This window comes from Rhodococcus sp. 05-339-2 (assembly GCF_002258965.1).
GTDB lineage: Bacteria > Actinomycetota > Actinomycetes > Mycobacteriales > Mycobacteriaceae > Rhodococcoides.
Map to the genome: position 1 here is coordinate 149,869 of NZ_NOYW01000011.1, position 12,305 is coordinate 162,173.

The 12,305-nt window shown below is 63.9% G+C and carries 14 protein-coding genes and 1 riboswitch; of the genes, 6 read left to right on the top strand and 8 right to left on the bottom strand.

What is annotated here, in order from left to right:
- Positions 1-29: 29 nt before the first annotated feature.
- Both CH273_RS10120 and CH273_RS10125 read right to left on the bottom strand, forming a co-directional pair.
- Positions 30-770 carry an ABC transporter permease gene (locus CH273_RS10120; RefSeq protein WP_230596733.1) on the bottom strand — a complete coding sequence of 247 codons (741 nt, stop codon included), beginning with the start codon at positions 768-770 and terminating at the stop codon, positions 30-32.
- A gap of 245 nt (positions 771-1,015) precedes the next feature.
- Positions 1,016-2,044, bottom strand: coding sequence for a LacI family DNA-binding transcriptional regulator (locus CH273_RS10125; protein WP_032395131.1), 1,029 nt, complete (start codon positions 2,042-2,044; stop codon positions 1,016-1,018).
- 212 nt (positions 2,045-2,256) lie between these two features.
- On the opposite strand from CH273_RS10125, the gene CH273_RS10130 reads away from it, so the two are divergent.
- From CH273_RS10130 to CH273_RS10145, 4 genes are read left to right on the top strand one after another with little or no spacing between them, the layout of a single operon-like run.
- Positions 2,257-3,414 carry a Gfo/Idh/MocA family protein gene (locus tag CH273_RS10130; RefSeq protein WP_032395132.1) on the top strand — a complete coding sequence of 386 codons (1,158 nt, stop codon included), beginning with the start codon at positions 2,257-2,259 and terminating at the stop codon, positions 3,412-3,414.
- Positions 3,411-4,592 carry a dihydrodipicolinate synthase family protein gene (locus CH273_RS10135; RefSeq protein WP_032395016.1) on the top strand — a complete coding sequence of 394 codons (1,182 nt, stop codon included), beginning with the start codon at positions 3,411-3,413 and terminating at the stop codon, positions 4,590-4,592. The genes CH273_RS10130 and CH273_RS10135 overlap by 4 nt, the downstream gene beginning before the upstream one ends.
- Complete coding sequence (locus CH273_RS10140) at positions 4,589-5,440, top strand: sugar phosphate isomerase/epimerase family protein (protein ID WP_032395017.1); 852 nt, start codon at positions 4,589-4,591, stop codon at positions 5,438-5,440. Before CH273_RS10135 ends, CH273_RS10140 begins: the two co-directional genes overlap by 4 nt.
- Complete coding sequence (locus tag CH273_RS10145; protein ID WP_032395018.1) at positions 5,437-6,519, top strand: glycerate kinase; 1,083 nt, start codon at positions 5,437-5,439, stop codon at positions 6,517-6,519. The genes CH273_RS10140 and CH273_RS10145 overlap by 4 nt, the downstream gene beginning before the upstream one ends.
- A 24-nt stretch (positions 6,520-6,543) precedes the next feature.
- Here the strand turns inward: CH273_RS10145 and CH273_RS10150 are convergent, their stop codons facing one another.
- Both CH273_RS10150 and CH273_RS10155 read right to left on the bottom strand, forming a co-directional pair.
- A complete protein-coding gene (locus CH273_RS10150) occupies positions 6,544-6,921 on the bottom strand; it encodes a DUF6941 family protein (RefSeq protein WP_032395019.1) in 378 nt (125 codons plus the stop codon).
- 112 nt (positions 6,922-7,033) lie between these two features.
- Complete coding sequence (locus tag CH273_RS10155) at positions 7,034-7,687, bottom strand: hypothetical protein (protein WP_052049428.1); 654 nt, start codon at positions 7,685-7,687, stop codon at positions 7,034-7,036.
- Between the two features lie 155 nt (positions 7,688-7,842).
- A riboswitch (SAM riboswitch) is annotated at positions 7,843-7,961 on the top strand.
- 151 nt (positions 7,962-8,112) lie between these two features.
- Here CH273_RS10155 and CH273_RS10160 point away from each other — a divergent pair.
- Entirely contained in the window at positions 8,113-8,418 is a 306-nt protein-coding gene (locus tag CH273_RS10160; protein ID WP_230596735.1) for a mandelate racemase/muconate lactonizing protein, read from the top strand.
- Between the two features lie 39 nt (positions 8,419-8,457).
- Here the strand turns inward: CH273_RS10160 and CH273_RS10165 are convergent, their stop codons facing one another.
- Positions 8,458-8,922 (bottom strand): nucleoside deaminase, encoded by a 465-nt coding sequence (locus CH273_RS10165; RefSeq protein WP_032395020.1) that lies wholly within the window; start codon positions 8,920-8,922, stop codon positions 8,458-8,460.
- 93 nt (positions 8,923-9,015) lie between these two features.
- Here CH273_RS10165 and CH273_RS10170 point away from each other — a divergent pair, with 93 nt between their 5' ends.
- Complete coding sequence (locus CH273_RS10170; RefSeq protein ID WP_032395134.1) at positions 9,016-9,417, top strand: PPOX class F420-dependent oxidoreductase; 402 nt, start codon at positions 9,016-9,018, stop codon at positions 9,415-9,417.
- 43 nt (positions 9,418-9,460) lie between these two features.
- On the opposite strand, the gene CH273_RS10175 is transcribed toward CH273_RS10170, so the two are convergent.
- The 3 genes from CH273_RS10175 to CH273_RS10185 form a co-directional block, all read right to left on the bottom strand.
- Entirely contained in the window at positions 9,461-10,684 is a 1,224-nt protein-coding gene (locus CH273_RS10175; RefSeq protein WP_032395021.1) for a type II toxin-antitoxin system HipA family toxin, read from the bottom strand.
- Positions 10,681-10,941: a helix-turn-helix domain-containing protein gene (locus CH273_RS10180; RefSeq protein WP_032395135.1), complete on the bottom strand. Its 261-nt coding sequence runs from the start codon at positions 10,939-10,941 to the stop codon at positions 10,681-10,683. The genes CH273_RS10175 and CH273_RS10180 overlap by 4 nt, the downstream gene beginning before the upstream one ends.
- 259 nt (positions 10,942-11,200) lie before the next feature.
- A complete protein-coding gene (locus CH273_RS10185) occupies positions 11,201-12,304 on the bottom strand; it encodes an alcohol dehydrogenase catalytic domain-containing protein (RefSeq protein WP_032395022.1) in 1,104 nt (367 codons plus the stop codon).
- Between the last annotated feature and the right edge of the window lies 1 nt (position 12,305).

Below are 12,305 nucleotides of genomic sequence, written 5' to 3' on the forward strand. Positions count from 1 at the left end.
TGTCCTTCGATTTAGGGAGAGCATGCGGATCACACAGCGCCGACGGACGCGGTGGAGCGACGCGATGCGTGCCAGGGAATGAGGAATTTCTCGGCGATCTCGATGATCAGGAAGAGGAGAATTCCCAGTAGGGACATGATGATGAGTGCAGCGAAAAGCATTGCTGTGTCTATGTTTCCGTTGGCCTGAAGGATCACGTACCCCAGACCTTCGTTGGCGCCGACGAATTCACCGACCACCGCTCCGGTCACCGCGAGTGTTGCGGCGATCTTCAGGCCGGACATCAGCTGGGGCAACGACGCGGGAAAACGAACCTTGCAGAACGTCTTCCACTTGCTCGCACCCATCGTCGAGGTGAGTTCGAGGATCTCGGGATCGACGGAACGCAATCCCGCCATTCCGGCGATGACGATGGGGAAGAACGCCATCAGAACGGCGACCAGAATTTTTGGGCTCGGCCCGAAGCCGAGCCACACGACGAACAGCGGCGCGATCGCGATCTTCGGGATCACCTGTGCGAACAGGATGAGCGGATACATCGTCTTCTCGATCGAGGACGAGTAGATCATCACCACCGCGACGGCGATGCCGACCACTGAGGCGATGATGAAGCCGGCGACGGTTTCGTACGTTGTCACCCAGGTATGACCGGCGAGGTAGGACGCGTTGTCCACCATCGTCGACCACGTGTCGCCGGGCGACGGAAGGATATAGGGCGCAACGAGTTCGGAGGCGGTGACGGCCCACCAGGCGGCAACTAGCACAGCCACGAGGGCCAGCGGTCGCCAAAGACCGGACCAGGTATTGCGGAGCGAAGGGAACCGTCGACGACGGGTCGGTGCGGGTTGAGGAACCGACGCAGTGGCAGAACGGACTTCGACCGACGATGTTGTCGTCATAAGGAGTCCTCGAGCTAGTAGTGGAGCGGGTCCGTCTACTCCCGCTGGAATGCGCTTTCCGAAGCTGTCGCCCAACGTAGTGTGATCGCGCCCACAGTGTCAAGCAATTCGGACAATCAGCTGTTCAGAGCGGTGCTGCGCCGCAGGACGACGGTCCCCGGTGCCCACTCTCTGCTTCCGGGGCGACTGTCCGGATCGAGTGCGAGCTGCACGGCTCGTTCGCCGATATCGACCAATGACAGAGCGACGGTCGTCAGGCTCGGGGAGTGATCCCGCAGGGTGGGGATGTCGTCGAATCCCGCGACGCAGACGTCCTCCGGCACGCTCAGACCCAGCTCACGCCACGCTGCGATTGCCCCGATGGCCATGACGTCGGTGACCGCGAATACGCAGGGAGGTGTGCCGTGGCCGGGGGATAGCTCGAGCGCAGCCGCCAGGCGTCGTGCGGCGCTGTAGCCACCGTCTCGCGAGAAGTCCCCGGCCACTTCGATTTCCGGTGTGACGCCGTGTGTGCACAGTGTCTCGACGAAGCCGTTGCGACGATCGGTCGAGGTCCGGATGTTTCCCGGTCCGCCGATGATCGCGAAGCGGCGATGGCCGTGCCCGTGCAGGGCCTGCGCCAGAGCCGCCGATGCGGCGAAATTCTCGGGTTCGACGGCAGAGGCGAACGGTACCGGCTGCCCGATCACGACCACCCTGCCGCCGTTGTCGCGGTATGCCCCGAATTCCTGTTCCAACGCTCGGTCCAGGTCGCCGCTCTGCCTCGAGCCGGCCAGGATGATGGCGTCGGCGCGGTGCGAGATGAAGGTGGCGACCGACTGCCGTTCGAGAGCGAAATCGCGCTCGGTACTGGCCAGCAGTACCAGCTTGTCGGCCGCGCGAGCCTCGTTCTGCACGCCGCGAACGATCGACGAGAAGTAGGGGTCGGCCACATCGTGCACCACCAGACCGATCAAGCCCGTCGACGACCGGGCCAGCGCCTGGGCCTGAGCGTTGGCGATGTAGCCGAGATCGGCCGCTGCTGCGCGCACGCGATCGGCCACACCCTCGCCGGGTACTCGTGACGAGCCGTTGAGCACCCGCGACGCTGTGGCCTGCGAGACGCCCGCCGCCGCGGCGACATCGCTGAGTCGTACTGCGGCCATGCACCCCTCACCCCCTGCAAAATCATTGAGATCGACGGTCACCTCTTGACCGATCGACTTCGACAGCATAGCTTGGAAAGCGCATTCCGAAGCTGACTTTCCCTCACGACGCGTAGTGGACTTTCCGCCACACCGTCGATACGGCCCCATCCGTCATGGCTCGCCGTCGTCCCACGTCCTTCGTCATCAGTGCACAGAAAGGGCAATCTCTCATGCCCACATCCACCCGAACGTTGCGTATTGCCATGAACGGCGTCACCGGCCGCATGGGCTACCGTCAGCATCTCCTTCGGTCCATCCTGCCCATCCGCGACGCCGGTGGACTCCTCCTCGACGACGGCACGCGCGTCCAGGTCGAGCCGATCCTGGTCGGCCGCAATGAGGCCAAGCTCCAGGAGCTCTGCAACCGGCACGGTATCGCCGAGTACACCACCGACAGCGCATCCGTCATCGACGACGCGTCCATCGACATCTACTTCGACGCCCAGGTCACCTCGCGTCGCGCCGAGGCGCTCTCGTCGGCGATGAAGGCTGGCAAGCACATCTTCACCGAGAAGCCGACCGCCGAAACGCTGACGCAAGCCATCGAATTGGCCCGCATCGGGCAGAACGCGGGCATCACGGCCGGCGTTGTTCACGACAAGCTCTACCTCCCAGGACTGGTCAAGCTCAAGCGGCTCGTCGACGAAGGATTCTTCGGTCGCATCCTCTCCCTGCGAGGCGAATTCGGCTACTGGGTCTTCGAGGGCGACGGTCAGCCCGCCCAGCGTCCCAGCTGGAACTACCGGGCCGAGGACGGCGGCGGCATCGTCGTCGACATGTTCTGCCACTGGAACTACGTGCTCGAAGGCATCCTCGGCAAGGTCGAGACCGTCACCGCGAAAACCGCCACCCACATCCCGACGCGCTGGGACGAGCAGGGCCACGAGTATGCCGCCACCGCCGACGACGCCGCATACGGCATCTTCGAGATGGAGAATGGCGTTGTCGCCCAGATCAACTCGTCGTGGGCGGTGCGAGTGTTCCGAGACGAACTGGTCGAATTCCAGATCGACGGCACGCACGGATCGGCGGTTGCGGGGTTGCGGGGTTGCGTCGCCCAGCATCGTTCGCACACCCCCAAGCCTGTGTGGAATCCAGATCTGCCCGTCACCGAACCATTCCGCGACCAGTGGCTCGAGGTCCCCGCCAACGCTGACCTGGACAACGGGTTCAAGTTGCAATGGGAAGAGTTTCTGCGCGACGTCGTCGCCGAACGGCCGCACCGCTACGGTCTGCTCTCCGCCGCCCGCGGTGTGCAACTGGCCGAGCTCGGTCTGCGATCCTCGGCCGAGGGCCGTCGCCGCGACGTCCCGGAGATCGCGCTGTGACCGCCGTCGACTCCCGGGTGTCGATCACCCTCCCCGGCCACGGGGTCCATGCGCTCGGTGAGCCGGGCGAATGGACCAAGCCCACCGCCGCCATCACCTCACGCGTCGCATATGCCGCCGCGCACGTCATTCCGCGGGCCGCGGGGGACAACACTCCGGGGGCACCCGCCGACATCGACTGGGACGCCACCCTCGCGTATCGCCACGAACTCTGGTCCTACGGACTGGGCGTCGCCGACGCGATGGATACCGCCCAGCGCGGAATGGGCCTGGACTGGGCCGCGACGTCCGAGCTGATCCGCCGCTCCGGAGCCGAAGCCGCTCGCGTCGGCGGGTCACTCGCCTGCGGTGCGGGTACGGACCAACTCGACCTGGATGCGCTGCCGTCGGGCAAGGACGGTCTCGCTGCTGTGCTCGACGCCTACCGCGAGCAGATCGCGGTGGTCACCGAGTCGGGCGCGAAGGTCATTATCATGGCCTCGCGCGCCCTGGCTCGGGTAGCGACGTCACCCGACGACTATCTGTCGGTCTACTCGACCTTGCTCGACGAGGTCGACGATCCCGTCGTATTGCATTGGCTCGGAACGATGTTCGATCCGGCGCTCGCCGGGTACTGGGGAAGCGCAGACATCCCCTCGGCCACTGCGACTTTCGAGAGCCTGATCGCGTCGTACTCGCGCAAGGTCGACGGGGTGAAGGTGTCGTTGCTCGACGCCCAGCACGAGATCGCCCTGCGAGCCGGGCTACCCGACGGCGTCCGCCTCTACACCGGTGACGACTTCAACTACCCCGAGCTCATCATCGGTGATGGACAACATCATTCGGATGCACTACTCGGCATCTTCGCCGGCATCTACCCTGCGGCGTCGACGGCGCTGCAGGAGCTCGACCGCGGTAATATCGCTCGCGCCGAGGACATATTGCGTTCGACGCAGGAGCTCGGCCGGCATATCTTCGCTGCGCCCACGTATTACTACAAGACCGGAATTGCGTTCCTGTCTTGGCTCAACGGCAAGCAGGCTGGGTTCTCGATGGTGGGCGGCTTGGCATCTGGGCGCAGCGTGAAGCATCTGACGACGCTGTTCGTCCTGGCCGATCGCGCCGGGTTGCTTGCGGATCCATCGCTGGCCGCGCACCGCATGGGGCTCTGCCTCGAACTGAACGGGGCAGCGTCGTGAGTATCGCACCATACGACCTCGACAACCCTTACGCAGCATTGTCTCTCAACACCAAGACGACGAACGCCTGGACGCTGAAGCAAGCCGTAGACGGTGCCGCACGGGCCGGGCTGGGTGCGGTGGCCCCGTGGCGGGATCGGATCCAGGAGTTCGGAGTCGGCGAGTCGGCCAAGCTGATCTCGGACGCCGGTCTGAGGGTGTCGAGCCTGTGCCGAGGCGGATTCCTCACGGCGATCGACGACGACGGTCTCGACGACAACCGTCGCGCTCTCGACGAAGCCGCCGAACTCGGAGCGCCCGAGCTCGTAATGGTCATGGGCGGCATCCCCGATCGCGACCTCATCGGAGCTCGGGCTCGAGTGGAGGAGAGGCTGGCCCTGCTCGTTCCGTACGCACTCGAGCGGGGTGTGCGCATCGCGCTCGAGCCCTTGCACCCGATGTTCGCGGCCGACCGCGCCGTCATCTCCACACTGGGACAAGCCTTGTCGATGGCCGAACCGCACCCGGTGGAGGCAGTGGGCGTCGTCGTCGACACCTTCCACGTGTGGTGGGATCCGGATCTGGAGTCACTGATCCGAACCGCAGGTGAGCGTGGCCGCATCAGCTCGTACCAGGTGTGCGACTGGCTGGTGCCGATGGAAGCCGACCCCCTCCTCTCGCGCGGAATGATGGGCGATGGTGTGATCGACTTCGATTCCATCGGCCGATGGGTACGAGTCGCTGGGTATCGAGGTGATGTGGAAGTGGAGATCTTCAACGCTGCGGTGTGGGCGACCGACGGGGACCAGGTGATCGAGACCATGAAGCAGCGCTACCGCGATCTGGTTCTGCCCAGTCTGATCGCATGAGAGTTCTCTTTGCCCCCGATTCCTTCAAAGGCACCATCGACGCTGTCGATGCCGCCGCGGCACTGATCGAGGGGTGGGCGGCTGTCCGCAGCGGTGACGACCTGGTATCGGTGCCGCAGGCAGATGGGGGCGAAGGGACGCTCGACGTGCTCGCCGCATGCTCGGCCGACTCGACGTGGTCGTCGGTGCTCGGTGTCTGCGGCCCCGACGGTCGGTCGGTCGACGCGCGATGGCTGATGCTCGAGGACGGCCGGGCGGTGATCGAGCTGGCGGAGTCGTCGGGCATCGCGATGATGGAGTCGGTGAATGCACTGACCGCGACGACGCGCGGGCTGGGAGACGTGATCAGGGAGTGCGGTTCGGACCGAATCTCGGTGGCACTCGGGGGCTCGGCCTCCACCGACGGCGGACTGGGAGTGCTTCGTGCGCTCGGTGTTCGGGTGCTGGACGAATCGGGTCAGGACGTTCCGGAGGGCGGTGCCGGTCTGCTGGCCGCCCGATCAGTGGGTGCGTCGGGCCTCGCGGGGGTACCGTCCGACATCGAATTGCTGACCGATACGCGCGCGGTGTTGTTCGGACCCGACGGTGCCGCGCACGTCTTCGGGCCGCAGAAGGGTGCGTCGGCCGCCGACATTGAGGTACTCGACGAGGCTTTGCAGCGCTGGGCCGAGTTGCTCGCCGCTGCCGGCTTGCCCGCCGACCCGTTCATGCCTGGGACCGGTGCTGCCGGCGGAGTGGGATTCGGGCTGTGCGCGCTGGGGGCTCGTATATCGGGCGGGGCCGAACGGGTGTCGGAGCTGACGGGGCTGTCGGCTGCTGTTCCTGCCGCCGACCTCGTGGTGACGGGTGAGGGCAAGTTCGATCGCACGTCGCTGACGGGCAAACTCGTCGGACATGTGGTCCAGATATGTTCGGAGGCTTCGGTTCCGGTGGCGGTGGTCGCCGGGGCGGTGGATTCGGACGTCGAGGTGCGGACCGTGTCGCTGACGGACCTTGCCGGCGGCGCAGAGGCGGCCATGGCGGATCCACGACGATGGTTGATCGAAGCTGGACGGCGTTTGGCTGATGAAGTCCGATAGCGAGGGGCACCGAGAACGCTGTCATCAGCCGAATGCGATACGAAGCCCGACGCTCGCAGTTGCCCCACCGGCGCTGAGGATGAAGTTGTGTCGTCCTTCGTCGCGGAACACCATCTGCATCGGCAGGAACCAGAACCGATTCTCCCCGGTGAAGCCGGCACCGGGGATCTGGAGGCCCCGCTGATTCACTATGTGTTCGCCATTCGCGTCGAGGACTTCGAGTGTCGCGGGAAAGTCCTTACCGATGTCATCGGGTCCCGTCTGCAACAGTGCGACCAGCCGGCATTCGAGCATGCGGGTGTCGCGAGGAACCGTGCAGGAATCCCAGACGCCGCCGAGGATGTCGAGCATGTCGTTCGAGGCTCGCGCATACTCCGCGAAGAACAACCCGGTGATGATCATCGGCTTCCTCTCTCGTTCAACTGCCCCGAGGCAAAATGACCTTGGCTAGCCGCGTCGACCGATACGGCCACGCTCACAACTCTAGGCGGCGCGGCGGTCGCCCCTCGAGCTTCTACGCTGTCGTACGCAACGCCCAAGCGCGCGCGAGCGCAAAGGTCGCCACGAGTACGCACAGCACCGCCACGATCGTGGCGACGAAAGTGGATGCCGTCGTGGAGAATCCGAGAATCCAGGCAGTCCCCGTTCCGGCGAGGGTGGCGAGGACACCCCCGATCGGGAGAAAGGCAGCCACCACCTTGGTCGTCCGGGACGACAACGGATCGTGACTTACTTTGAGCAGCAGCCGAACCGAGGCGACTCCGAGCACGTAGGCCAACGCTCCGGTACCTGCGTATGTCGGCAGCAGGTAGTCGGTCGAGACGCTCGAATTCAGACCGGAAAAGCTCGTTCCGACGAGAATCAGTACGGGCGTCATTCCCAGCGTCACTCCGATCAGACCGGCAACGGCGACGAGCCCAACGCGCCGAGTGGGCTCGACGGCGAATCGAAACCCGCACAGGTGGAGCACCAGGCCTGCGAGCATGCCGACTATTGCTCCGACTGTGGCAGCGACGCTGGGCTGCACCCACGGCCCCAGCGTGGTGTCCGGACCATAGAAGGACTCGCCGGAGACGTACGCCGAGTACCTTGCAGTTCCGGTCGCCGAGTAACCCAGAACCGCAATCACTGCGCCGAGCAAAGCAAAACCACTTCCCTGTTTGATCACGCGTCAATGATGACGGCTGTCCGATCTGCGTAGAGAACTTCGGCCGGAGTGTTGCTGATGCACCTGTTGGTTCCTGATCCGTTGGCAATTCGTCGAGTTAGTCCGCCGATTCACAGGATTGTCCAAGCCGTACCCCTCGGCTATTGTCGAAGAAGGTTCAAGAGCATTAGCCGTAGGTACCTGGCCGGCTGTTCGGCAACCCCGTCTCCATCGACAGGGTGCCCCAGGGGAAGAACCGGCGCGTCCCGCAATCGCAGGCGTGCAAGTCGATGGAGGGTTGCACCTCCGGGGTGAGGTGAACGATGTCCGGTAGTGACGATCTTCAAGCTGCGCAGGCGAAGTGGGAACCTATTCCGCCGGAACGCCGTCGTACTTGGTGCCAAACCCTACTGAGTTACCCGCCGATCTAGTACGGCGTGTTCCCGATGATCGAGACTCGGAGGTGGGTGCTCGAAGGCGGATACGCCAATGCGGAAGCCTGGATCGACCTTGCGAAACGTGCTGAGGCAGTGGGCTTCACGCCGCAGACGTGGTTGATCTTTCGGCAGAGTCTCGAGCCCGCGTATCTGAAGGATCGGTTCCCGTCCCATCCCGAGAACATGCCGAAGCGGCGCGGTAACGGCGGTGTCGAGACGGTGGTGGTCGATCCCGAGGACTTCTCCGAATGGCCATGGCTGTTCGAGGCGGGGTATCGCGCGGGCGAGGCGACCTGGCAGGCGCTGGCTCGCTGACTTACTCGAGCTCGGACAGGATCGGTTGGTCGGTGCCGCCTATGCGTCCTCCCCGATGTCCTCGAACCACAGGCTCGGTCGCTCGGCGAGCATGCGTTCCATCAGTCGAACGCATTCCGCGTTGTCGACGACGTCGACCTGCACGCCGTGCTCGCGTAGCAGGCTTTCCGATGTCTCGAAGGAGCGGTTCTCACCTACGACGATCCGAGGAATCTCGTACAGCAGAGCGGTTCCCGCGCACATGAAGCACGGAGACAACGTGGTGTAGAGCACCGACTTTCGGTACACCGAGGCGGGGAGTCGGCCTGCTCGTTCGATGCAGTCGGTTTCACCGTGACGGATTGCGCTGTCCATCTGGACTCGGCGGTTTCGACCCACCGCAAGAACTTCGCCATCGTGGACGAGTGCCGCGCCTATCGGAACGCCGCCTTCATCCCAGCCGATCTGGGCCTGTTCGATTGCAAGTCCGAGGAAGTACTCGTCGGTGCGTGCAGGATCGGTCATGGGTCCTCCTCGGCGTCTATGAATTGTAAGAGTGATCCTTTCAGTCGACCAGGCATCGAACAGATTGCCAAGTGGGTGAGTAGCGTGGTGACCATGACTTCTTCGGACAAACCGATTCACTCGCTGGGCGACGAGGCCTTCGTCTCGCTCACCACGTTTCGCCGGTCCGGTGAACCCGTGTCCACGGCCGTGTGGATTGCTCGTGACGGAGATGACCTGGTCGTCATCACCCCCGCCGAGAGTGGCAAGGTCAAACGCATCAAGAATTCGGGGCGTGTCGAGCTACGGCCGTGCAACAGGGGAGGGAAAGTGCCAGACGGCGCGACAGCAGTGGCTGCAGAGGCACGAATCGTCACGGGCTCGGCTGCGGATCGCGCCACTGCGAAACTGAAGAAGAAGTACGGGTTTCAGTACCGACTGGTGATGTTGATCGAGCGAGTCATCGCCCGCCGTCACAAGCCGCGCGTCATACTCGCCATCAGTGCTGCCGAGTAGCCGAGTCCGTTGCAGCACTGACGAACATGAATGGTGCTCGAGGTCAGGACAGCTCTGTGCAGCGTTCATCGAGCAGTCGTTTCAACTGCCGCGTTTGCTTGTCATCGAATCCGATCGTGTCGACTTCATCGATTCCGCTTCGAACACCTGCGCAGACGTCGTCGAGGATTCGTCGAGTCGCTCGCTCGGGCATGCCCAACCGGCCGGCGGACTCGACGAAATGCCCACGTGTCCAACGGTTCGCGCGCCCGTAGAAGCTCAACGCCATCGGATCGCTCCACGACGCGTAGGGCTGCGTGCACAGGAGGTCGTAGGCAGGTGTGATCGACCAAATTCCGCGAGTGTTGTTGTGTATCGAATAGTTCTTTCCGTGCAGATCGCCGTTCCCGATCGCATACGAATAGGCCGTCAAGCGAAGAAGTTCGGCGGTGGACTGGCGCGCAGAACCGCCTCCTCGCTCGACAGCGTCGGCGAGCAGCGCAATCACCGCTTCGGTCTTCATTCGGTACTTGGACGCGGGATAGAGCCCGGACACCTGGCACGCATCCTCTTGCGGAAGTCGTTGTTCACCGATCCGGTCGAATCGTGCCACCAGCAGACCACTGATGCCCTTGTCGTCCTCGATCACGCGGTGTTCCGGCACCGAAAGCCCGCATCTACGTGCCAGATTCATGAAGAAGCTCTCGTTCTCGACCAGTCGCGGCAGTCGCGCGGGCGGGGCGAGTTTCAAGATGGCAGGCCCGGCCGTGGTCGACACCGGGGTCGAGTACATCTGCGCGGACACTTTGCCCTGAACGCCCGGCAGAGCGGACGGATCCTGACTCACCGACTCACCCGTGGCCAAGGAATCGAACAGGCGACGAAGATCGGGAACACGATGTCTCGAATCGAATGCAGTGCCCACCAAAGACATCTCTTGACCGCGTGGCAGCACACGAACGTCTCCGATGGTGTCCGATCCGACTGCCAGCAGCAGAGTGAAGTGATCGTCCTCGGATGTCTTGGTAGCCGTTACCACTCCGGTGAGACGGACGCCTTCGGGCAGTAGGCCCGCGAAAAAGGCAGGGACGCTACCGCCCGATGCCCGCGTCTCTGCGGACGACTTCGGGATCGACCACGCGAGATTCGGCGCAGAAGCGCTGTCGAGGTAATCGCCGTCGTACAGAAACTCGACGTCGTTGCCCACACGCGTCAGTGAGCCGGCGAGAAGGTCGCCCTTGTAGACATCGGCTGCATCGACATCCCGCAGCTCGGATACCGGGATCATGTCGCGTCCAGTGGCGGCACGGGCGATCCGGCGCGCGTGAGCAACGTGATCTCACAGCCCAGCGCTTGCGCGACAGCAACCGCGCCGTCGAGCTGCACCGTGTCTTTTCCAGCTTCGAGTGCCTGGACTGTCGAGCGCCCCACGCCGGCGAGCAACGCCAACTCGGCCTGAGTCATGCTCAACTGATGCCGACGCGCGACGAAGGCTTCGGCCAGCTCGCTGGGATGCTTCCTGACTCGTCGTCGTGGTTCGGCCATCATCTCTCCTTGTGCTTGCGAAAGCATGCATATCGGAGCTTACATCGCGAACCACGCGGTGAACAGTCTTTATGCTTGTCAACATAGGCATATAACAGCTGGACGAGCTTGCTGAACGGTTTACCCAGCTTATGCATGCTTTCTCATGCGTAAGCATGATCTTACGGATGAGCAAGGGACGCGGTACGGACTTGGGCCTGCAAGCAGCAGCCGCGCGTTGAGGGGCGGAGGTCGAGGAGTAGTCCGAGGCGAGCGGCGGTCAGTCGTGGCTGTTGAGGTCCACGACCAATCGGATGACGAGTTCGTCGTCGACGATTCGCGTTCGTTGCTCGCAGATGGTGTTCATCAATGCCGTGCCCTCGTCTATTCCGCGTCGGTGGGTGAGAAGTCCATCGATCGAGTCCTCGGCTAGTGTCAGTGCCGTTGCTGCCGCGGTGAGTTGACCGTTCGTGACGCCCCGGTTGCCCGTCAGCGCCACTCGCTGAGAGCCGCGGGTGAACGTGGTCACCGCAGGCGGAGTCGGGCCGCCGGTATTGGCCTGCCGCACGCCGGCGATATCCACGCCGGGGAGCAGATCGGAGGTGGCCTTGGCAGGCACCCCGCCGATCGGGTGTACCGCCACCACTCGATCGCCGAGACGTCGCAGAACCGCGTCGATGGACGCCACCGTCCCGGCGCGATGGGTGGCCACGAGTACTGCGACCGATCCGGTGAGGTATCGCTCCCACTCGTCATCGACGGCGAAGTTCTTCACGTACGGGAGATGGTTCGCAGTCCACTTCGTACCCAGTTCGGTTCGGTGCACCATCGCGACGTTTACGGTGGGGAACAGGACGGAAGGAGCGAGCGTGGCGGCGAGATTGCCGATCAAGCCGTCCCCGAAGATCAGCAGTGTCTCCGGGGTCTCCCTTGCCAGGCACGAGAGTGCATAGCGAACGACGGCGTACGGTTCGACGAGAGTCGCCCGAGCACTGGACAAACCGGTCGGAAGTAGCGACACCAATCCGCCGCCGACAGCGGACGCGCCGATGACGACGCGCTGCTGGAACAACCCCTCGACGTTGTGGCCGAGGAGGAACGACGAGTCGTGTGGGTGCGTCGGATTGACGACAACACGATCGCCGACGGCGAACCCCGACACCCCGGTACCGACCTCCACAACACGGGCAGCTCCCTCGTGCCCGACGATCGGGGACGGATCGTCTCGATCACCGCGCACGATCTGAATGTCCGTCCCGCACAACGACACCGACTCCGGGGCGATCAGCAGCTCTCCCGGCCCGGGCGTCGGCGTCCGACGCTCTTCGACGGTCGAGTGGCTGCCCTGTCGAACGATGGCGCGATGAGTTGATTGTGTTGTCATG

Coding starts and splice junctions, on each gene's coding strand:
- CH273_RS10175 (WP_032395021.1), bottom strand. CDS start 10,684: ATGATCCCGGTATCCGAGCTGCGGGATGTCGATGCAGCCGATGTCTAC.
- CH273_RS10185 (WP_032395022.1), bottom strand. CDS start 12,304: ATGACAACACAATCAACTCATCGCGCCATCGTTCGACAGGGCAGCCAC.
- CH273_RS10130 (WP_032395132.1), top strand. CDS start 2,257: ATGCCCACATCCACCCGAACGTTGCGTATTGCCATGAACGGCGTCACC.
- CH273_RS10160 (WP_230596735.1), top strand. CDS start 8,113: ATGATCGAGACTCGGAGGTGGGTGCTCGAAGGCGGATACGCCAATGCG.
- CH273_RS10150 (WP_032395019.1), bottom strand. CDS start 6,921: ATGATCATCACCGGGTTGTTCTTCGCGGAGTATGCGCGAGCCTCGAAC.
- CH273_RS10165 (WP_032395020.1), bottom strand. CDS start 8,922: ATGACCGATCCTGCACGCACCGACGAGTACTTCCTCGGACTTGCAATC.
- CH273_RS10145 (WP_032395018.1), top strand. CDS start 5,437: ATGAGAGTTCTCTTTGCCCCCGATTCCTTCAAAGGCACCATCGACGCT.
- CH273_RS10180 (WP_032395135.1), bottom strand. CDS start 10,941: ATGGCCGAACCACGACGACGAGTCAGGAAGCATCCCAGCGAGCTGGCC.
- CH273_RS10170 (WP_032395134.1), top strand. CDS start 9,016: ATGACTTCTTCGGACAAACCGATTCACTCGCTGGGCGACGAGGCCTTC.
- CH273_RS10125 (WP_032395131.1), bottom strand. CDS start 2,044: ATGGCCGCAGTACGACTCAGCGATGTCGCCGCGGCGGCGGGCGTCTCG.